The 20,500-nt window shown below is 52.4% G+C and carries 17 protein-coding genes; 9 read left to right on the top strand and 8 right to left on the bottom strand.

What is annotated here, in order from left to right:
* Nucleotides 1-173: 173 nt before the first annotated feature.
* Entirely contained in the window at nucleotides 174-1,151 is a 978-nt protein-coding gene (locus LDL70_RS17280) for an MBL fold metallo-hydrolase (RefSeq protein WP_225688692.1), read from the top strand.
* Between the two features lie 48 nt (nucleotides 1,152-1,199).
* Here LDL70_RS17280 and LDL70_RS17275 read toward each other — a convergent pair whose 3' ends face one another.
* The 7 genes from LDL70_RS17275 to LDL70_RS17245 form a co-directional block, all read right to left on the bottom strand.
* Complete coding sequence (locus LDL70_RS17275) at nucleotides 1,200-1,958, bottom strand: ABC transporter ATP-binding protein (protein WP_022711980.1); 759 nt, start codon at nucleotides 1,956-1,958, stop codon at nucleotides 1,200-1,202.
* Entirely contained in the window at nucleotides 1,955-2,851 is an 897-nt protein-coding gene (locus LDL70_RS17270; RefSeq protein ID WP_083647156.1) for an iron chelate uptake ABC transporter family permease subunit, read from the bottom strand. The genes LDL70_RS17275 and LDL70_RS17270 overlap by 4 nt, the downstream gene beginning before the upstream one ends.
* A gap of 109 nt (nucleotides 2,852-2,960) precedes the next feature.
* Complete coding sequence (locus tag LDL70_RS17265; RefSeq protein WP_225688690.1) at nucleotides 2,961-3,920, bottom strand: ABC transporter permease; 960 nt, start codon at nucleotides 3,918-3,920, stop codon at nucleotides 2,961-2,963.
* A gap of 279 nt (nucleotides 3,921-4,199) precedes the next feature.
* Nucleotides 4,200-5,102: a siderophore ABC transporter substrate-binding protein gene (locus LDL70_RS17260; protein ID WP_370637865.1), complete on the bottom strand. Its 903-nt coding sequence runs from the start codon at nucleotides 5,100-5,102 to the stop codon at nucleotides 4,200-4,202.
* A 64-nt stretch (nucleotides 5,103-5,166) separates the two neighbouring features.
* Entirely contained in the window at nucleotides 5,167-5,958 is a 792-nt protein-coding gene (locus tag LDL70_RS17255) for a siderophore-interacting protein (RefSeq protein WP_225688688.1), read from the bottom strand.
* 150 nt (nucleotides 5,959-6,108) lie between these two features.
* On the bottom strand, nucleotides 6,109-7,239 hold the full coding sequence (locus LDL70_RS17250; protein WP_116088327.1) for an HPP family protein: 1,131 nt from the start codon (nucleotides 7,237-7,239) through the stop codon (nucleotides 6,109-6,111).
* 98 nt (nucleotides 7,240-7,337) lie between these two features.
* Nucleotides 7,338-8,090, bottom strand: a complete 753-nt coding sequence (locus LDL70_RS17245) for a DeoR/GlpR family DNA-binding transcription regulator (RefSeq protein ID WP_022709629.1) — start codon at nucleotides 8,088-8,090, stop codon at nucleotides 7,338-7,340.
* A 240-nt stretch (nucleotides 8,091-8,330) separates the two neighbouring features.
* Between LDL70_RS17245 and LDL70_RS17240 the strand changes: the two genes are divergently transcribed.
* The 8 genes from LDL70_RS17240 (at nucleotide 8,331) to LDL70_RS17205 (ending at nucleotide 18,843) form a co-directional block, all read left to right on the top strand.
* Nucleotides 8,331-9,377 (top strand): autoinducer 2 ABC transporter substrate-binding protein, encoded by a 1,047-nt coding sequence (locus LDL70_RS17240; protein WP_075656504.1) that lies wholly within the window; start codon nucleotides 8,331-8,333, stop codon nucleotides 9,375-9,377.
* Nucleotides 9,378-9,576: 199 nt separating this feature from the next.
* Nucleotides 9,577-11,094: a sugar ABC transporter ATP-binding protein gene (locus tag LDL70_RS17235; RefSeq protein ID WP_225688686.1), complete on the top strand. Its 1,518-nt coding sequence runs from the start codon at nucleotides 9,577-9,579 to the stop codon at nucleotides 11,092-11,094.
* 10 nt (nucleotides 11,095-11,104) lie between these two features.
* Complete coding sequence (locus LDL70_RS17230) at nucleotides 11,105-12,082, top strand: ABC transporter permease (RefSeq protein ID WP_022709626.1); 978 nt, start codon at nucleotides 11,105-11,107, stop codon at nucleotides 12,080-12,082.
* 17 nt (nucleotides 12,083-12,099) lie between these two features.
* Nucleotides 12,100-13,107 carry an ABC transporter permease gene (locus LDL70_RS17225; protein ID WP_028233306.1) on the top strand — a complete coding sequence of 336 codons (1,008 nt, stop codon included), beginning with the start codon at nucleotides 12,100-12,102 and terminating at the stop codon, nucleotides 13,105-13,107.
* A gap of 4 nt (nucleotides 13,108-13,111) precedes the next feature.
* Nucleotides 13,112-14,194 (top strand): aldose 1-epimerase family protein, encoded by a 1,083-nt coding sequence (locus LDL70_RS17220; RefSeq protein WP_225689259.1) that lies wholly within the window; start codon nucleotides 13,112-13,114, stop codon nucleotides 14,192-14,194.
* A gap of 73 nt (nucleotides 14,195-14,267) precedes the next feature.
* The gene (gene rbsK / locus LDL70_RS17215; protein WP_225688684.1) at nucleotides 14,268-15,194 is read left to right on the top strand and encodes a ribokinase; all 927 of its coding nucleotides are present in this window, start codon (nucleotides 14,268-14,270) and stop codon (nucleotides 15,192-15,194) included.
* A gap of 280 nt (nucleotides 15,195-15,474) precedes the next feature.
* Nucleotides 15,475-16,434 (top strand): deoxyribose-phosphate aldolase, encoded by a 960-nt coding sequence (gene deoC, locus LDL70_RS17210; RefSeq protein ID WP_022709622.1) that lies wholly within the window; start codon nucleotides 15,475-15,477, stop codon nucleotides 16,432-16,434.
* A gap of 12 nt (nucleotides 16,435-16,446) precedes the next feature.
* Nucleotides 16,447-18,843: an aldehyde dehydrogenase family protein gene (locus tag LDL70_RS17205; RefSeq protein ID WP_225688682.1), complete on the top strand. Its 2,397-nt coding sequence runs from the start codon at nucleotides 16,447-16,449 to the stop codon at nucleotides 18,841-18,843.
* A gap of 73 nt (nucleotides 18,844-18,916) precedes the next feature.
* Here LDL70_RS17205 and LDL70_RS17200 read toward each other — a convergent pair whose 3' ends face one another.
* Nucleotides 18,917-19,864 carry a helix-turn-helix domain-containing protein gene (locus LDL70_RS17200; RefSeq protein WP_213600318.1) on the bottom strand — a complete coding sequence of 316 codons (948 nt, stop codon included), beginning with the start codon at nucleotides 19,862-19,864 and terminating at the stop codon, nucleotides 18,917-18,919.
* Between the last annotated feature and the right edge of the window lie 636 nt (nucleotides 19,865-20,500).

Below are 20,500 nucleotides of genomic sequence, written 5' to 3'. Positions count from 1 at the left end.
TTTTAAATAAGGGCTGACAAAGCTTTGCCGTAATCGCTTTTTGTGCCCGCAAATATGCAGCTATTACCGGAAAAATTTAAAAAATCTGTCTGTGCGGTTGGCAGCCCCGCAATCCTGACGGATAATGCAGCATTCTTTCGACCCGATCAAAACCAATGATATGAGGTAATTGAATGTCCCTTACCCGCAGAAATATCTTCAGCCTTGCCACGGCTGCAACACTCACCGGCCTTGCTGCGCCGCAGATTTTAACCCGTGCGGCCTTTGCTGATGTACCGCTTTCCGGTGTCTCATCACCCGGTTTTCACCGTTTCATGCTCGGTGATTTTCAGATCACAGTCTTACTGGATGGCCTGCGCGCCGGTGAAGCCCCGCAAAAAACCTATGCCATCAATCAGCCGGAAGAAGCGGTTGCAGACTTGTTGAAGGCCAATCTTCTGCCTGCTGATCGTTTCGTCAACGGATTCACACCGACACTGATCAATACCGGCTCAGAACTGATCCTGTTTGATACCGGCATGGGTGCCGCTGCCCGCGAAAACGGACAGGGAAAATTACCGGCAATGATTGAAGCTGCCGGTTACAAACCGGAACAGATCACTATTGTGGTACTCACTCATTTCCACCCTGACCATATTGGCGGGTTAATGGAAAACGGCGCTCCCGCCTTTGCCAATGCGCGCTATATTACAGGTCAGGCAGAATATGATTTCTGGACCAGTCCTGACCGTGCAGGCACACCGGCCGAAGGCGTGCAGAAAATTGTTCTCGCCAATGTCAAACCGCTGGCAGACAAAACCAGTTTTCTTAAAGACGGAGATGCTGTTGTTTCCGGTATTACGGCACTTGCTGCTTTCGGCCATACACCCGGCCATATGGCTTTCCGCGTTGAATCCGGCGGCAAGCAGCTCATCCTGATTGCCGACACAGCCAATCATTTCGTCATCACATTGCAAAGACCGGAATGGCATGTGGTTTTTGATGCCGACAAAGAAATGGCGGCTGCAACCCGCAAGCGCATCTTTGATATGATCGCTTCGGAACGCCTGCCATTTATCGGTTATCATATGCCGTTTCCGGCTATCGGCTATTTGCAGGCAATGGATCAGGGGTACCGGTATGTTCCTGAGAGCTATCAGCTCGATTTATAGGCGCGCGCAGCAAAATACATCACGCTGTTTTTCATCAACAGCGTGATTTTACATGAAATAGGTAGCGATGCGCTTGCCTTCCACATCCTGCACTTTGAACACGGTGCCATAGATAGATTCCAGCACCACAGGACAAACGATTTCTTCCGGCGTACCCTGACAGAAGAGCTTGCCGTGCTGCATTGCAACAATATGGTCGGAATAGCAGGATGCGAAATTGATATCATGCAGCACAACGACAACCGTCTTGCCCAGATCATCCGCTGCTTTGCGCAAGAGTTTCATCATCTCGACAGAATGTTTCATGTCGAGATTATTCAGCGGCTCGTCAAACAGCGTATAATCCGTATCCTGACACAGCACCATTGCCACATAGGCACGCTGACGCTGACCGCCGGACAACTCATCAAGAAAACGATCAGCCAGATCATTCAGATTCAGATATTGAATAGAACGCGCCACGAATTGCGCATCTTCTGCAGTCGGCCTGCCTTTGCTGTAAGGATAACGGCCGAAGGTCACCAGATCGCGCACAGTCAGACGCGCCGTCATATGGTTTTCCTGACGCAGGATCGACAAACGCTTGGCCAGCACATCGCCGGCGGTACGCGCCACATCCATATTGTCGACCAGCACCTGCCCCTGATCAGCCGGAATAAGGCGGCTTATCATCGATAACAGCGTGGATTTTCCCGCGCCATTGGGGCCGATAATTGATGTGATACCGCCGGATGGCAATGTCAGTGAGACATCATTCACAACCAGAGTTTCGCCATAGGTTTTACTGACGGCTTTGACCTCGATCATCGGGCAACTCCTCGTACCAGCATCAGAATAAAGAACAGACCACCGACAAATTCGATCACAATACCCAAGGCGGTATTGAAAGCGAAAACGCGCTCGAGAATAAGCTGCCCGCCAACCAAAGCGATCACAGCCAGCAGCACAGCAGCAGGTATTGTGTAACGGTGACGGGTAACCGGCATAATCATATAGGCCAGATTGGCCACCAGCAGCCCGAAGAAAGTGACAGGCCCCACCAAGGCAGTGGACACCGAAACCAGCACAGCCACCATCATCAGAATGATCATTGTTGTGCGCTTGTAATTAATACCCAAGCCGATGGCTGTCTCGCGCCCAAGTGACAGAATGTCGAACCGGTGACCAATGCGCCATGCCGCAACAGACACCAGCCCGACAACAAGGGATGAGAGGCCGAGCAGCTGGCTGTCAATCGTGTTGAATGATGCAAATAACCGGTCCTGCAACACAACAAAATCATTCGGATCGATAATCCGTTGCATAAAGCCGGTACCGGAGCGGAAAAACACGCCGAAAATAATCCCCACCAGCATCAAAAGATGCAGCGAGCGCCCCTCACCGGCAAACAGCCAGCGATAGAGCAGACCGGAAAAGCCCATCATCAAAGCGATTTCAACCAGAAACATCAGCTTCGGATTGGCCATTGAAACCGCATGAGCACCCAGCGAGAACACCAGCACCGTCTGCAACAACGCATAAAGCGCGTCAAAGCCCATGATGGAAGGTGTGAGAATCCGGTTGTTGGTAATGGTCTGAAACAAAACCGTCGACAAAGCGATCGAATAGGCCACCAAAATCATGGCCGCGAGCTTGGTGCCGCGAAACGGCAAGACAAAGCTCCAGCTGCCCTTGGCACCAATGGTCATGAAAGCCGCCATCGCAATCAGTGCCAATGCACCAAGCAAGATCAGCCGCTTCACAGCGCTTCTGCGATTGGCCGGATTTTCAACCGGCAACGTGCCTTCACTGTGCACCGGATAAATTGTTTCATGCACCACGGGCGGACTTCCTTAAAACGAGATACAGGAAGAAGGCACTGCCCAGCACGCCAAGAATTGTACCGACAGGAATTTCATAAGGCGCGTTAATCGTGCGGCCGATCATATCGCAGATCAGCACCAGTCCTGCACCAAGCAGCGCAATCCACGGCAGCGAACGGCGCATACTGTCGCCCATCACCATGCTCACCACATTCGGCACAATCAGACCGAGAAACGGCACAATACCAACAGTCGTCACCACGCAGGCCGTGACCATGGAGACAATGGTCAGCCCCAAAGTCATCACGCGGCGGTAATTCAGACCGAGATTGGTGGTAAATGCCTCGCCCATACCCGCAACAGTAAAACGGTCAGCGGCAATATAGGCGGCAATGGTCAGGCCGAAAGACAGCCATAACAGCTCATAGCGCCCGCGCAGCACGGCAGAAAAATCACCCGTCGTCCATGCGCCCATGGATTGCAGCAAATCAAAACGATAGGCAAAAAATGTGGTGATTGCCGAGATCACACCGCCGAGCATAATGCCGACAAGCGGTACAATCACCGGCGAGCGCAGCGGAATCTGACGCAAAATCAGCATGAACAGCGCAGTGCCTGCGAGTGCAAAACTGGTTGCAACCAGCATTTTGCCAAAGACCGGCAAACCGGGTGCAAGGATCATCACGGTGAGAATACCGAGTGAGGCAGAATCCACCGTACCGGCCGTTGACGGCTCTACAAAACGGTTGCGCGCGAGAATTTGCATGATTGTACCGGAGACGGCCATGCCTGCACCGGCAAGGATCAGCGCAAGTGCGCGCGGAATGCGGGTCTCCACCAGTACGAATTGCGCACGCCGTGCGGTCTCATCGCCGAACAGGCTTTGTAAAGACACGTCGCTCACCCCGATAAACAGACTTATCAGGGCAAGAAGAACCAGCAGGCATGTTGCAGCGATCAGTTTCACAAGGCGGCAACCGTTCTAGGTGCATCCCAAAAACGGAACAGGATGCACAGACACACAACAAGCTATTCCGCAGACAGAGAGGCTCTGACAATTGCGGTCAGCGGCGGGCATAATACAGGACAAACAAAAGGCAGCAGTGACAATGCATTGCCGCCTTTTTTGATATCCTTGCAGACAATCCGGATGCTTTAACCTGAAAGAACCGGCGGGGTAAAGTCAAAACACGACATATTTACTCCGCTTATCCGTAAAGCCGTCCGGAATCTTATTTCCGCAGGCTTATTTCTTTAAACCGGCAATCAGTTCATCGACAATATTGCCCATTGAGGTCAGACCGCTGGCATTGAGATACCATGCGGAGCCGTCGAGATAGATAACCTGCTTGTTCTTCCAGGCATTGGTCTGGGCAACCACTGCATTGTCGAGGAATTTCTCGGCAGCCACACCTTCACGGCCGATCGCTGCGTCACGGTCGATCACATAGAGCCAGTCTGGATTCTTTTCGAGGATATATTCAAAGGAGATCGGCTGGCCGTGACCGCCCGGCTTGATATCATCAGCAGCAGGCTTCACACCGAGATCGTCATAAAGCACACCAAAGCGCGAGCCCGGACCATAGGCGCTGATCTTACCGCCGGTTGTCAGAACCAGCAGACCGGTGCCTGCTTTTGCAGTCAGCGCTTTCAGCTCGTCTTTTTTGGCATTCAGCTTGGTCAGCGCATCTTCAGCTTCTTTGTCTTTGCCGAAAATATTGGCCAGAGTGCGAACATTGTCTTCCGAGCTTTTTACGAAATTTGCAGCGTCGGCAGTCAGGTCAATTGTCGGCGCGATTTTTGCCAGTTCAGCATATTTGGCAGCGGAGCGACCACCAACAATAATCAGATCCGGCTGCGCAGCGTTGACAGCTTCATAATCCGGCTCAAACAATGTACCAATCTTGATATATTCATCGGCATCATATTTGGTCAGGTAATCCTGCTTTTTGATGGTCGGAACACCCAGAACCTTAACGCCCAATGCATCCAGCGTATCAAGGGATGAAAGGTCAAAAGTGATAACCTTCTGCGGAACATCCGGCAGTTTGGTTTCACCCTGTGCGTGTTTCACGGTGACTTCACCGGCAAGAGCCGCGCCTGCAAACATTAGGGCACCGGCAGCGATGCTTGCGAAAAGTCCTGTCATCCGTTTCATTGCTTTTCCTCTTCAATAGCCTGATTTATCCGGCAGATTTTCGAAATTTCACGTATCAGTCTTCAACATGGTCATGGCCGCCGATACGACCCGGACGCCAGTAACCTTCAGAAGCGATCTGCTCGCGGGTCAGGCCGCGCGAGATCAGATTCTGGCGCTGCTTGCGCACATTGCTGGTTTCACCGATCAGAATGGCATGGCCACGGCCATGCGGCAGCATGAAGCCGGCAACCGCCTCTGCCATCAGATCGCTCGGACCGGCTTTCTGATTGCCGCGATGCAGCCATGTGATCTGTGTCGCTGACAATCCTTCGCGGACATCATTCAGCGCGATCTGCGAGGCCACACTGTCCACCTCGATCAGAACATGCATCTGCGCTTTTGCGGGCATGGTTTCAAGAATATGGAAAATCGCCGGAATGCAGCATTCATCACCGGTAATCAGATGCCAGTCAGCATCCTCACGGAAAGAGGCACCACCGCGCGGACCACGCACACTGATCTTGTCGCCGATTTTGGCATCACGGGCAAATGCCGGTCCGGGTGTCAGATGTGTGCCGTCACCATGCATGAAGAAATCCACATCCAGCAGGCCTTTTTCTTTATCAAGACTGCGGATTGTATAGTCACGGCGGCCAAATTCGCCATCGCCGGTCGGCAGCATCATCACAATGGCCTGTCCGGCACGATAGGTGAATTCTGCAATATCCGGCGCGGTAAAAGTGACACGGCGCATATTGGCCGGAGCATCCGCCACAGCGGTTACAGTCAGTTCCCACTGACGTAGTTGCGGACGGCCTGCCGGCGATGTCTGGACTGGTGTCGTCTGATCCGGTGTCATTTGCATATTCACTCCCTATAGGCATTCAGAGCGCCGTGCGCCCCATCGGGCGTACAAAACTCGCTACACGGCAGGCAAACATCATTTCTGACGATGCCTCATCGCTTTGCCTTATGCTATAGATAAGTGGATAAAAGAAATCAACTTTGTATTATCTTATCCGGAGCTTTTCACCGGCATATCCGGCTGCACCAGTCGCGCGAGGGCTGCAAGCAGGTCGGTTTGCGAGATCAAACCTTGCACATGGCGGTCTTGATCCACAATAATCACCGCATGAGAACGGCCATTGGTAAGCACCGGCAAAAGACTCAGAGCCGTATCTTGCGGCTGAGCCACAGGCGGACTGGTCATCAGCGCTGCAACAGCCCCTTTGCCTTTCAGCAATTCACGCAAGCCCACCGTGCCAAGCAACACATTGCGATCATCAACCACCGGCAGCGAGCGGATATTATGCCGGAGCAATAATGAACGGGCATAATCATCCGTATCATCCGCTTTCACAGACACAACGTGCCGTGACATGATCGACGCGCAATCGGGCCCCGCTTTACCCGCAGCATTGTTACGCATGACGGACTGCATCTCGATCTGCCGCAGCAAAACTTCCAGATCTTCACGGCTGATGTCGAAACTCTCCTGCATTTCAGACAAAGCAGCATCAATATCAGCGGAGGTCGGGCCGCCGCGCATTTGTGTCGGCGTATCCTGCGTCTGGTGCGGATTAATAACCGGTATTGTGTGCGGATAAGGGCGTCTCAGCAGCCTGTGAAAGACAATGCCGAACAGCACCACAATCGCAGAATCCAGCGCCACCGGCGTAAACGGAAACAAGAAGCCCGCCTCGGTCACCGTATGACCGCCGATGACGGCAGTAAGCGCAATCGCTCCGCCGGGCGGATGCATGGCACGTGCCAGCGACATGGCAAGCACAGATAAAGAAACCGCCAGACCGGCTGCCAGAAACGGCTCTTTCACCAACTGATAGACAATAACGCCGATCAGGGCTGAAATCGTGTTCCCGCCGATAATTGCCCATGGCTGCGCCATCGGACTGGTCGGAACGATGAAGAGCAATACGGCCGAGGCACCGACCGGTGCGATCAGAAATACATAATGCGTGGTGTGGTCATAGAGCCATGCGCTGACCATGCCGGTCACAACAACACAGAGCAGAATACCAAGACTGGCAATCAGGCGGGAACGAAAAGTTGCACCGGCCAGCAAGGGCGCAAAAAGACGGTCTGCCGTGCGTTTCAGACGGCTGCCGTTTTTTTCAGGCGAGGACATTTGAGAAAACCACTATCACATTTCGGGCTGAACGTGATTAGCAGTCATAGACCCTAATAAACAGACAAACCAGAGATAACTGACTAAGAATCTCCGCTTTAATGGCTGAAAATCCTGCGGAATTGCATAATTTGCGCAAATGGTGCCGAGCGTACTTTGCCGAATTTGCTACCATCCACCACCAGATAAGAGTCCATCGCGCGGGCAATTGCCATCTGTTTGACCGGAATCTCATGGAAATGTGAACAGGTCACGCCATGTTCATCATGCACACCGCCCGCCGAGATAAAGGCCTTATTGATGATAATCTTCTTCAATGTCTCAATCCCCTCCTCACCGGAGAAAGAGGCAGCGGAACGGTGGAACAGACCGCCCAGCACAATCAGGCGCACATCCTCGCGGGATGACAGGATTTCCGCAACATTAAGCGAATAGCAAACAACCGTAACAGACTTATTCTCTGGCACCAGACGCGCCAGATGCGGTGTGGTCGTACCGCAATCGATGAAAATCGTGTCATGTTCTTCAATCATCGCGGCAGCTTCCGCGCAGGCCTGCGCCTTGGCGCCTGCATGACAATCACTTTCGTGGTCAAGACTGTAATCGCTGTGACCATTATTATCCTGCGCAGAGAAAATATATCCGCCAAGACAATTCAGCCCCTTGAGCACATCACTATCCGAGCGCGCCAGATCCCCGCCGTTGAGATCCCGCTGCGCCATATCACGACGGATGGTCATTTCAGAAACACCGAGTTGCGCTGCCGCATCCCGCAAACGCATCACACCTTGTTTTTCCATCAATGCTGCGAGTTCTGTGAGACGCTCGTCCCTGCGGCTGGTTCTGCTCAAGATTCTCCCCCTTTTTGAATCATTTTACTCTCCCACCTACAAAAAATAGTGCGTTGCGTGAAGCGGCAGTCTTTGCAGACTTGACACATTAAATTATTTAGTGAAACGATCCAAACATAATGATCGGATACTAACAATATAATATCCGTCTTATTGTCAGATAATTTCCATGATCCGGGGGTGAAGGAAATTATCGGATAACAGGATGTTTAACAGGTAGGGTTTCTCAGGGAGGATCGCGTGAAAAAACTTCTCGCTTCTGTTGCAGTTGCAATGTCCATCGCTATGCCATCCGCTTTCGCGGAAGGTGTAATCGACACATCCAAGGTCAATAAAGACCTCATCACCACAGCCAATGACAAGAAATATACCATTGCGACCGTTGTTAAGGTCGATGGTATTGCATGGTTCGACCGTATGCGTGACGGTGTGGCTCAGTTTAAAGATGAAACCGGCCATGACGTATGGATGGTTGGCCCAAGTCAGGCTGATGCGGCCGCTCAGGTGCAGATCGTTGAAAATCTGATCGCACAGGGCGTTGACGCTATCACCATCGTACCGTTCTCGGTTGAAGCGGTTGAGCCGGTTCTGAAAAAAGCCCGCGAACGCGGCATCGTGGTTATCTCCCACGAAGCATCCAACATTAAAAACGTCGATTATGACATCGAAGCCTTCGACAACAAGGCTTACGGTGCCAATCTGATGAAGCAGCTCGGCGAATATATGGGCGGCAAAGGCAAATATGTTGCCACTGTCGGCAGCCTCACCTCGAAGTCCCAGATGGACTGGATTGACGGTGCTGTGGAATATCAGAAAGCCAATTTCCCGGAAATGTCGCAGGCAACCGAGCGTCTGGAAACCTATGACGATGCCAATACCGACTACACCAAGCTGAAAGAAGCAATGACCACCTATCCGGACATTACCGGTATTCTGGGTGCGCCTATGCCGACTTCTGCCGGTGCCGGTCGTCTGATCGCTGAAGGCGGTCTGAAAGGCAAAGTCTTCTTCGCAGGTACAGGTCTGCCATCGGTTGCCGGTGAATATCTGAAGAATGACGATATCCAGTATATCCAGTTCTGGGATCCTGCTGTTGCCGGTTATGCCATGAACATGCTGGCTGTTGCTGCTCTGGAAAAGAAAAACGACCAGATCAAAGCCGGTCTTGACCTCGGCCTTGCCGGTTACAATTCTCTGCTCGCTCCGGATGCTGCACAGCCGCATCTGCTCTATGGTGCAGGCTGGGTTGGCGTAACCAAAGACAACATGGCTGAATACGACTTCTAATCTGTAAAGAGCCGGAGGCGGTAACAGGCTTGTTGCCGCCTCTGTTTTTACCGGAGCAGGTTACGTCCAGATTCAATTATGGATATCGCTCTGGTTTCTTTAATGGCCGCATATCACAGATGTCCGAATTGATCCGGGTTGACTGTGAAATGCTCCAGCTCTGCGGGAACACATCCGTTCTGTCACAGGCAGGAATAATATGACTGAAAATCTGATAGAACTGCGCAATATCGGCATGCGCTTCGGGGGTGTTAAAGCCCTTGATGATGTATCGCTGACCATCCGCCGCGGTGAAATCCATTGCCTTGCCGGTGAAAACGGCTCCGGAAAATCCACAATCATCAAAGTGATGTCCGGTGTTTACACACCACAGGACGGCGAAATCCTGTTTGACGGCAAACCTGCCGGCAAGCTCAATCCTGTCAAATCCGTTCATCACGGCGTTCAGGTAATTTATCAGGACTTTTCCCTGTTCGGAAATCTGACTGTTGCCGAAAATCTGGCGCTGAACACTTTCCTGATTGAAGGCCGCAAAACCATCAACTGGAAACAGGTTCGCGAACTGGCACAGAAGGCGCTCGACCGCCTTGATGTTAAAATTAATCTCGATGCAAAAGTCGACAGTCTGCCGACCTCGGGCAAACAGATTGTTGCCATTGCCCGTGCGGTCATGGCCGATGCACGCCTTATCATCATGGATGAGCCGACGACAGCGCTGACCCGCCATGAGGTGGATGCACTTTTCAAGATCGTGCGCGATATTCAGGCACAGGGCATTGCCGTGCTGTTTGTCAGCCACAAAATGCGCGAAATGCTGGAAATCAGCGAGCGCCTCACCGTATTCCGCAACGGTAAGAAAGTCGCGGAAGGCCCGATCAGTGAATTTGACGAACCGGCAATTACCCGCGCGATGACCGGTCTGGATCTGAAACCGGACAGCTATGTCTGGCAGGCACAAGAACAGAGCACACAGCCGGTGCTTCAGGTTGAAGACCTGAAAGCCAAAGATTCAGCGACCGGCAATGTGCTGCTCGACGGGGTAAACCTGTCGCTCCATGCCGGTGAAATTGTCGGTATTTCCGGCCTGATCGGTTCCGGCCGTACAGAGCTCGCTTTGTCGCTGTTTGGTATGCTCCCGCAATGCACCGGAAAAATGCAGCTGAACGGCAAAACCATTCATCCGAAATCGGTGCGTCAGGCTATTGATCTCGGCATTGCCTATGTGCCGGAAGACCGCCTCACGGAAGGTCTGTTCCTCACCCAGTCGATTGAGCGCAATATTATTGTGACCTCGCTGGATAAGATGGTGAGCGGCCTCTTCATCAACCGTAAAAAAGTCGATCAGGTCACGAAAGAAATGTTCGACGCCATGCAGATTGCAGCACCGGGTCCGCATACACCGGTCAACCATCTGTCCGGCGGTAACGCGCAGCGCGTGGTGCTTGCCCGCTGGCTTCTGACCGGCGCGAAAGTGCTGATCCTCAACGGCCCGACGGTTGGTGTGGATGTGGGCTCCAAGGCGCAGATCCATGCGATTATCCGCAAGCTCGCCAAGGATAACGGCCTTGCTGTTCTGATGATCTCCGATGATGTGCCGGAACTGGTGCAGAATTGTAATCGTGTTGTCGTGATGCATCGGGGCAAGCTGGTGGATGAATTGTCCGGCAGCAGCATGACTGAAGATGCCGTCAATGACCGGCTGAAGACACTGAACTGAGGAACCGGTCATGAAGTTCTATCAAACAACAGAATTTATCATCGCCTGCGTTCTGCTGCTGGCCATGATTACTATCGGCTTTATCAATCCGGCCTTCTGGTCGTTGGATAATATGTTCGGCCTGCTACGCTCCAATGTCGTGATCGGTATTATGGCGCTCGGCGTGTTGCTGGTGATGATCTCCGGCGGGATTGACGTGTCTTTCACTGCTTTCGCGATTGCGGCAATGTATCTGACTGTTAAAGCCATGGTCGCCATCGGCTATGACGGTGTGGTTATTCCGTTTATCGCGGCCACGCTGATCGGTCTGGCACTCGGTGCTTTCAACGCGGCGATTATTTACAAGTTCCGCATGATCCCGCTGATCGTGACACTCGGCACCGGCTCCATTGTGCGTGGTCTGGTTCTTGGTCTGGTCGGCACCAGTATCGTCAACATCAACAAGATGCCGAAAGAGCTGATCGAATTCGGCAAGACCGACGTCGTTTCCATGACCTCGGCCACCGGTACGAATTTCGGCCTCACAGCGATGGTGTTGGTCTATCTCGGCATCGCGCTGCTCATTCATCTGATGCTGAAATATACAATGATCGGCCGCTCGATCTATGCCTATGGCGGTTCGCCTGAGGCGGCGAAACGCGTTGGTTTCAGCACCGCCAAAACCATTTTCGTGGTCTATTGTGTGGCCGGTGCGCTGGCCGGTTTTGCAGGTCTGCTGCATTCCTCGATGATCTGGCTTGCCAATCCGCGTGACTTTACCGGCCTTGAGCTGGAAGTGATTGCAGCGGTTGTGCTCGGCGGCGCGTCGATCTTCGGCGGTCGCGGTTCGGTGCTTGGCACTTTGCTCGGCGTTTTCATGCTGGTGATGGTCAAGAACTCGCTGATCATCATGAAAGTCGACACCACATGGCAAAAAGTTGTCGTTGGTCTCATCATCATCATCGCCACGGCAATTACCGCATGGCGTGACCGGAAAAATCTGGTGTGAGCGGCGGGGATAAAGATATGAAAAAAGATATTGATACGCGCCGTTTTCTCAGCCCTGCCAATATGGATCGCAATATCCTGCAGCTGGTGATTATCACCGTGCTGGTGTTTGCTGCCATGAGCTGGCTCAATCCGGATAAATTCCTGCGCTATTACAATTTTGAATCGATCAGCTACATCATGCCGGAACTCGGCATTCTGTCGATTGCCATGATGATCGCCATGCTGACCGGCGGTATTGACCTGTCCGTTGTCGGCATTGCCAATCTCTCCGGCATTCTCGCCGGTGTCTATTTCCACTCCACCATGGTGCAGGCCGCCCAGAATTCCGACAGTAATATGCTGTTCTATACGGTGATTGGTGTGCTGCTTGCCTTGCTGGTGGGACTGGTGGCAGGGCTGGTCAACGGGATATTGATCGCCAAATTGCGCATCACGCCAATTCTCGCCACGCTCGGCACCGGTCAGGTATTTATGGGACTGGCACTGGTACTCACCGGCGGCCCTGCGATTGTCGGCTTTCCTGATGCATGGAACATGATCGGCAATGGCAAAATCTTCGGTATTGCCACACCTTTCATCATCTTTGTTGCTGTGTCCGGTCTGATTGCGCTGCTGCTCAGCCGCACCACCCTCGGCCTCAATCTGATGCTGATCGGCACCAATCCGAAAGCTGCGGTATTTGCAGGTCTGAAAAAAGACCGCATGATCCTCTATTCCTATATGCTCACAGGTATGCTCGCCTCACTGGCCGGTATCATCCTGTCTGGTCGTACCAATGCTGCAAAATCCGATTACGGCGCATCCTATCTGCTGCAGGCCGTGCTGATTGCCGTACTCGGCGGCACCAATCCGGCTGGCGGTAAAGGGCGTGTGCTGGGTGTGGGTATTGCACTTGTTGCACTGATGTTGCTGTCATCTGGTTTCCAGATGCTGCGTTTCTCCAATCATCTGATTGATTTCATCTGGGGTGCATTCCTCATTCTGGTGATTGCAATCAATGCATTCCGCAATTCAGACAGGTAAAGCCATGCAGGATATTTCCGTTCATCTTCGCCGTCAGGATTTCACCGACAAGCCGCATGAAATTGCTTCATCGGATGGTCTGACCGTTACTGCATTCCGCTACGCCACCGGCGTTGAAGCGCTGATGATCGAAAATCAGCGCGGCCATCTGATCGTTCTGCCCTATATGGGGCAGATGGTCTGGGGTGCGGAATTTGACGGCGTTGATCTGACCATGGGCAACAGCTTTGCCATGCCGCGTCCTGCCAAAACCATTGCCGAGACCTATGGCTGCTTTGCCTTCCATTCCGGCCTGCTGCGCAACGGTGTGCCATCGGCACAGGATACCCATGCCGCGCATGGCGAAATGCCTTGTGCCAATATGGATGTTGCAGGTCTCATCTTTGGTGAGGATGAACAGGGCGCCTATGTCGAAGTGACAGGCGAATATGAATATGTGATGGGCTTTGGTGCGCATTATCTGGCACGCCCGTCCGTGCGCCTTTATGCGGATGACACATTATTCGACATCGAAATGGACGTGGAGAACCTCTCTTATGCCCCGATGGAACTGATGTATATGTGCCATGTCAACTTCGCCTATACGCAAGATGCCCGTATCATTCAGCCGACCTCCTTCTCGCCGGAAGATACTAAAGTGCGCACCGCCGTGCCTGCCCATGTGACACCAAATCCTGATTATCTGGCGCTGATTGACGAGCTGGCCAAAGACCCGTCCGTCATGGAAGTGCTGGACGATCCTGATCGTTACGATCCTGAGCAGGTTTTCTATCTGCGCAATCTGAAACAGGATGAAAACGGCACCATTCATCAGATGATGAAACTGGAACAGGGCGAGGCTTTTGCCATCTCCTATCCGGCGGCAGATTTCCCGAAATGCGTGCGTTGGGTTCTGGTCAATGGCGATGCGCAGGTTGCAGCTTTTGCCCTGCCTTCCACCTGCGAACCGGAAGGCTATCTGGCAGAAAAAGCCAAAGGCAATGTGCGCCTGCTGGCTCCGGGCGAACGCGCGACTTTCCCTGTACGCCTCGGCTATCTGGCACCTGCGGAAGCTGATGAATTTGAGCAGATGATCACTGCGCTTTAAGGCACTGATCCGGAACAGCTGATGGTGTTCCGAATAAGATTAAGTGCGGAAACAAAGAGATAGAGTAGTTCTGATGTCGAAAAAAATCGCTGTTGTCGGTTCCAATATGGTCGATCTGGTTACCTATATGGACCGTATGCCGGTTCTCGGCGAAACGCTGGAAGCGCCTTTGTTTGAAATGGGCTGCGGCGGCAAAGGTGCCAATCAGGCATTTGCTGCGGCACGTCTTGGTGCCGATGTGATGATGGTAACCAAAGTCGGTGATGATATTTTCGGTGACAACACTATTTTCAACCTGAAAAAGGCTGGTATTGACACCAAACATGTCGGCGTTATCAAAGGTAAATCCAGTGGCGTTGCCCCGATTTTTGTCGATAAAAGCGGCGAAAACTCCATTCTCATCGTTAAAGGCGCCAATGCCGATCTGCTACCACAGGATGTGGATGACGCTGCCGAAGATCTGAAACAATGCGGCCTGATCCTGATGCAGATGGAAGTACCGGTCGAGACCGTCTATCACACCATCGCCTTTGCAGCGGCCAATGGGATTGAAACCATTCTCAATCCGGCACCGGCTGCAGCTGATCTTGATCCTGAACGTATCCGCCAAGTGTCCTTCCTTGTGCCGAATGAAACCGAGCTGGCGTTGCTTTCCGGCATGCCAACCTCGACAGACGAAGAGACTATTGCTGCTGCCCGCTCGCTGATTGCCAAAGGTATCCGCACTGTCATCGTAACCCTCGGTGGTCGCGGTGCGCGTCTGGTAACCGCTGATGAGGTGGTCAATATCGCACCGGTCAAAGTCACCCCGAAAGATACAACCGGCGCAGGCGATGCCTTTATCGGCTCTTTCGCACGGTTCTATGCCGAACACGGCAATGTGGCGGAGGCTCTGAAAAGCGCCAGCCTCTATGCCGCCGACAGCATTACAAAGACAGGCACGCAGAAATCCTATGCATCTCTCGAAGAGTTTGCAGAGTTCTGCAAAAACCATAGCTAAACCAGAGCGGTTCCAGCCAATATTGAACCATTGGAACCGCTCTATCTATTTGCCTAACGCATTTCCGAACGCAAAACCGGTTCCCACTTTTGCTGGAAAGTGCTCCTAAACATGCTGCGCCAAACGCCTGATAACAGGCAGAACAGCGCGTTGATTTAACCGGTGCAATCACCGGAACTGACAGCTTTCCGGTTTTACCCCCGTAGCCGGAAACCTGTCAGGACAGCTTGCTTCCACCCAGAACAGGCCTCTGATTGCACCCCAATTTTACGGATATACGATGAGCACTTCTCATGCACGTAACACCGGAACCCCGCTGAAAACCGAATGGTTTGACGATATCAACGTCAACCGCTCGGCACTTGAGCGCCGTGCCGCGACCATTCCCGCCCGCCGTTCGGTGAAAAAGGAATATCAGGCTGCCTGGCTGGTACGCGCCATCCAGTGCATTGACCTGACAACACTGGCCGGTGATGACACTGCCGGTCGTGTGCGCCGCCTTTGCGCCAAAGCCAAAAACCCGATCCGTGCGGATATTCTGGAAGGTCTTGGACTCGCTGATGCCAATATCACCACCGGTGCGGTCTGCGTTTATCCGACAATGGTTCCCCATGCGGTTAAAGCGCTGGAAGGCACAAATATCCCCGTTGCTTCCGTCGCCACCGGCTTCCCTGCCGGTCTTATTCCGCTGCCGCTGCGTCTGGCTGAAATCCGTTATGCGGTTGAAGAAGGCGCGAAAGAAATCGATATCGTCATCACCCGCGAGCATGTTCTGACCCAGAACTGGCAGGCGCTTTATGATGAAATGGCTGCGATGCGTGAAGCCTGCGGCGAAGCCCATATGAAGGCCATTCTGGCTACCGGCGATCTGCAGACCCTGACCAATGTCTATAAGGCATCTATGGTTGCAATGCAGGCCGGTTCTGACTTCATCAAAACCTCAACAGGCAAAGAAGAAGTCAACGCAACCCTGCCGGTCAGCCTGACCATGGTGCGTGCACTGCGCGATTACGGCGAACTCACAGGCCAGATCATCGGCTTCAAGCCTGCCGGTGGCCTGCGTACCGCCAAGGAAGCTCTTGTCTGGTTGTCGATGATGAAGGAAGAGCTGGGTCATGACTGGCTGCAGCCGGATCTGTTCCGTATCGGCGCTTCCTCATTGCTCGGCGATATTGAACGCCAGCTCGAACATTATGTGACCGGCCGTTATGCCGACCTCTCCCGTCACGCTGCGGCATAAGGAATTACGACTATGGCACAGATCAAGGATATTCTGAACACAATGGAATATGGTCCGTCTCCCGAAGCCAATGGCGATGTTGTTGCATGGCTGAAAAATCATTCCGCGCCGTTTGGTCACTTCATCAATGGCCGCTTTACCGATGCTGGCAATGCGCAGATTATTGATGTTATCAATCCGGCAACGGAGCAGCGTTTGGCAGGCATTGCCAAGGGTACAGCGGAAGATGTTGATACGGCTGTCAAAGCCGCACGCGCTACGTTCGGCAAATGGTCGAAACTCTCCGGCCATGAACGCGCCAAATATCTCTACGCAATTGCCCGACATCTGCAGAAGCGTGAGCGTTTCTTCTCCGTGCTGGAAAGCATGGATAACGGCAAGCCGATCCGCGAAAGCCGCGATATTGATGTGCCGCTGGCTGTCCGTCATTTCTATCATCACGCCGGTTGGGCTGAGATGGTGGAAGATGAATTCCGTGGTTTCTCCCCTGTCGGTGTTTGTGGTCAGGTGATCCCGTGGAACTTCCCGCTACTGATGTTGGCATGGAAAATCGCCCCTGCTCTGGCTGCCGGTAATACGGTTGTGCTGAAGCCTGCCGATCTGACCCCGCTGACCGCGATTGCCTTTGCGGAAATCTGCCATGAAGTCGGTCTGCCTGCCGGTGTGGTCAATATTGTACAGGGCGACGGTGAAACCGGTGCGCTGATCTGCGGCCATGAAGATGTCAACAAGGTTGCATTTACCGGCTCGACCAATGTCGGCCGTGTCATCCGCGAACAGATTGCCGGTTCCGGCAAAAAACTGTCGCTGGAACTCGGCGGCAAGTCACCGTTCATCGTTTTCGAAGATGCCGATCTCGACAGCGCGGTTGAAGGCGTGGTTGATGCGATCTGGTTCAATCAGGGTGAAGTGTGCTGTGCAGGTTCCCGCCTGCTGGTACAGGAAGGCATTGCCGAGCGTTTCTATAGCAAGTTGCGCAAGCGTCTTGAAACAATCCGCGTCGGTGATCCGCTGGATAAATCCACTGATGTCGGTGCAATCGTCTCCCCATTGCAGGTGAAGCGCATTTCCGCACTGATTGCCAAAGGCGTGGAAGAAGGCGGTGCGCTGTGGCAGACACCGAATGCCCTGCCAGCCAAAGGCAGCTTCATCGCGCCGGGCTTCTTCACGGAAGTGGATCAGGCTTCCACTGTTTGTCAGGTTGAAATCTTCGGCCCGATTGCAGCGGCAACAACCTTCCGCACACCGGCTGAAGCGATTGCACTGGCCAATAACACTTCTTACGGACTGGCCGCTTCTATCTGGTCGGAAAATATCAATACCGCTCTGGATATTGCCGCTTCCGTTAAGGCCGGTGTTGTGTGGATCAACTGCACCAATATGCTCGATGCCGGTGCCGGTTTCGGCGGTTATCGTGAAAGCGGTTTCGGCCGCGAAGGCGCGCGCGAAGGTCTCTATGAATATCTGGTCAGCGACTGGGAAAAAGCTCTGCCGCTCATCAAAGAAACCGATGCACCATCTTTCTCCGCTCTGCCTGTAGCCGGTGAGAAAGTGGCTGCCGGTTCCATCGACCGCACCATGAAAAACTATGTCGGCGGCAAGCAGGCACGTCCTGACGGTGGTGCAAGCTATGCGGTTTACGGCAAAGGCAATGTTGTCATCGGCGAAGCACCGCTCAGCAACCGCAAAGATATCCGTAATGCCGTAGAAGCAGCAGCCAAAGCCGGATCATGGAGCGGTGCAACCACCCATAACCGTGCACAGGTACTGTATTACTTAGGCGAAAATCTCGAACAGCGCCGTGCTGAATTCATTGAATTGCTCACCACCAGCACAGGTGTTTCCGAGAAAAAGGCAGAAGAAGAGTTCGACGCTTCAATCCGTCGTATTTTCTACTATGCCGCACAGGCAGACAAGTTTGACGGAGCCGTTCACTCCACCAAGTCGCGTCATGTCACTCTGGCCATGAATGAGCCATGGGGCGTGACCGGTATTGTCTGTCCTGATGAATTACCATTGCTTTCAATGGTCTCACTGATCCTGCCGGCGATCGCTATGGGCAACCGCGCTGTGGTTGTGCCGTCCGGCCGTCACCCATTGATCGCCGGTGCTTTCTATCAGGTGCTGGATACATCAGACGTACCGGCCGGTGTGGTCAATCTCATCACCGGTGAACGCGATGTGCTGGCGAAAACACTCGCTGAACATGATGCCGTATCCGCGCTCTGGTATGTCGGCTCGCAGGCAGGCAGTGCCATGGTTGAGAAAGCCTCGACCGGCAATCTCAAAGCCACATGGGTAAGCAATGGCCGTCAGCGTAACTGGCTAGATACAGCACAGGGTCAGGGACGTGATTATCTGCGCCGTGCAGTGCAGGTGAAAAATATCTGGGTGCCATACGGCGCATAATTCAGATTACAGCGTAACAAAGCCGCCGCCTGAAAACAGGCGGCGGCTTTATTTATGAATCCTGTTAGCAATTTTACTTGTGTGTTTTGACAGCACTCAATCTTTTGCGGCGCAATTCACCCGGTGTGACCATCCGGCATTTTTTCAAAGCTGTGGTCATATGACTCTGGCTGGAAAATCCTGCTCTGTCAGCAATTTCCGCCAGACAAATATCACTGCCGAGCAGCATTTCTTCCGCCGCATTTAACCGCAGCATCAGCAAAAACTGATGCGGTGTCTGCCCGAAGCTCTCGCGGAAAGATGTCAGGAAATGCCCGCCGGACACGCCCAATATATCCGCCATTTTGGAGATCGATAATTTGCGCATATAGTTTTCACGCAAATAAGCTTCGATACGCCGTGATGCCTGATAAGACAGGCCACCGCTCTCCTGCCGCCCGCTCCCTGCTCTCAGGAAAGAATGGTTCTGCACCAGTTGCACCATCAGAACTGACAATAAAGCTTTGATATAGCCTGCGCTGACCGGCGCATTTTTAAGCAGTTCCGCGCGCAGCAGATTGGCAATCAGCAGCGCCTTTGGATTTGGCAGTCTTGTCGGATGCGGGAATAATTCTTTGAGTGACAAACCACCGGTAATATCCTGTAAGTCGCCCAGCAGACCGTCATCCAGTGCAATCTGGATATAGTCCGTTTCAATCGGCCAGCTCATAACATATTCCGCACCTTGCGGAATAATCAGCACTGATCCGGCTGGCGCGTCAAAACTTTCCCCGAATTTGCCCTGCAAAGACCAATGCAGATCTTTAATAGCCGCCAGCGTGATAATGACCACATAATGATCATGCTCACAGCTGAATTTACCGCTATGGCTCACAATATAGGCAATCTGATTATTGTAATGCACCAAATTCTTAAATGTATCAGAGAAACTGCTGTTCAGTTGTCCATCCGCCTCACGGAATAAAATCCCTTGTGAAACTGCAGCATGATCTTCGCCGTTGGCTGTAAATAGATTGTTCATCTCGCACCCCAATGAATTAAACATTATTTACTTGTAATATTTTGCCTTTCCCCTTCTGCCCGCATTTACAGAAAATGCTGTACGGCAGCGGGATGGCACCCCGATTTACACAACCTGTTTTACGCAACCTCACTTCTCACAAAATATCTACCATAGGTTGTATTAACCATGCAATTAAATTTTTACGACACAAGTTAAATTTTTAATTCTCTGTCCGTATTTTTATTATCCTATTGATTTAAATATAAAATTTACAAAAATCGTAATATTTCAGATTATTGCGATGCTAAAATTGAAAAATACAACCATTGTAAATCTCTGCACAATAAACAATTACAGGTTGCATTATTGTAAAAATCATTGAACACACCCGACTGATAAAACTGCGTGCGAAATTACCGTTTTCTCAGCTCCCTCCCCGTCAATGCTGTGCTTTTAAGCCAATCCGGTTGGAAGTTTCACATTCCATTTCACAACACCTGTCATTGTCTCATAATCAGGACATTAAGGCATAAACTTCGATCTATACAGATGATTGGTGCAGTTTTATGTTCATATCCAGACGATAACACTTCACGAACCACCGGCTGAGCACAAACAACCAGCCATCAGTCAGTGAGCGTTATCAGAAGAAAT

It is taken from the genome of Pseudochrobactrum sp. XF203 (genome assembly GCF_020341615.1).
GTDB lineage: Bacteria > Pseudomonadota > Alphaproteobacteria > Rhizobiales > Rhizobiaceae > Pseudochrobactrum > Pseudochrobactrum saccharolyticum.
Note: the sequence above shows the minus strand (reverse complement) of the source record. Positions and strands in the feature narration are given on the sequence as shown.

Coding starts and splice junctions, on each gene's coding strand:
- LDL70_RS17230 (WP_022709626.1), top strand. CDS start 11,105: ATGAAGTTCTATCAAACAACAGAATTTATCATCGCCTGCGTTCTGCTG.
- LDL70_RS17255 (WP_225688688.1), bottom strand. CDS start 5,958: ATGCAAATGACACCGGATCAGACGACACCAGTCCAGACATCGCCGGCA.
- LDL70_RS17260 (WP_370637865.1), bottom strand. CDS start 5,102: ATGACAGGACTTTTCGCAAGCATCGCTGCCGGTGCCCTAATGTTTGCA.
- LDL70_RS17200 (WP_213600318.1), bottom strand. CDS start 19,864: ATGAACAATCTATTTACAGCCAACGGCGAAGATCATGCTGCAGTTTCA.
- deoC (WP_022709622.1), top strand. CDS start 15,475: ATGAGCACTTCTCATGCACGTAACACCGGAACCCCGCTGAAAACCGAA.
- LDL70_RS17270 (WP_083647156.1), bottom strand. CDS start 2,851: ATGGCGGCTTTCATGACCATTGGTGCCAAGGGCAGCTGGAGCTTTGTC.
- LDL70_RS17280 (WP_225688692.1), top strand. CDS start 174: ATGTCCCTTACCCGCAGAAATATCTTCAGCCTTGCCACGGCTGCAACA.
- LDL70_RS17220 (WP_225689259.1), top strand. CDS start 13,112: ATGCAGGATATTTCCGTTCATCTTCGCCGTCAGGATTTCACCGACAAG.
- LDL70_RS17225 (WP_028233306.1), top strand. CDS start 12,100: ATGAAAAAAGATATTGATACGCGCCGTTTTCTCAGCCCTGCCAATATG.
- LDL70_RS17275 (WP_022711980.1), bottom strand. CDS start 1,958: ATGATCGAGGTCAAAGCCGTCAGTAAAACCTATGGCGAAACTCTGGTT.
- LDL70_RS17250 (WP_116088327.1), bottom strand. CDS start 7,239: ATGTCCTCGCCTGAAAAAAACGGCAGCCGTCTGAAACGCACGGCAGAC.
- LDL70_RS17235 (WP_225688686.1), top strand. CDS start 9,577: ATGACTGAAAATCTGATAGAACTGCGCAATATCGGCATGCGCTTCGGG.
- rbsK (WP_225688684.1), top strand. CDS start 14,268: ATGTCGAAAAAAATCGCTGTTGTCGGTTCCAATATGGTCGATCTGGTT.
- LDL70_RS17205 (WP_225688682.1), top strand. CDS start 16,447: ATGGCACAGATCAAGGATATTCTGAACACAATGGAATATGGTCCGTCT.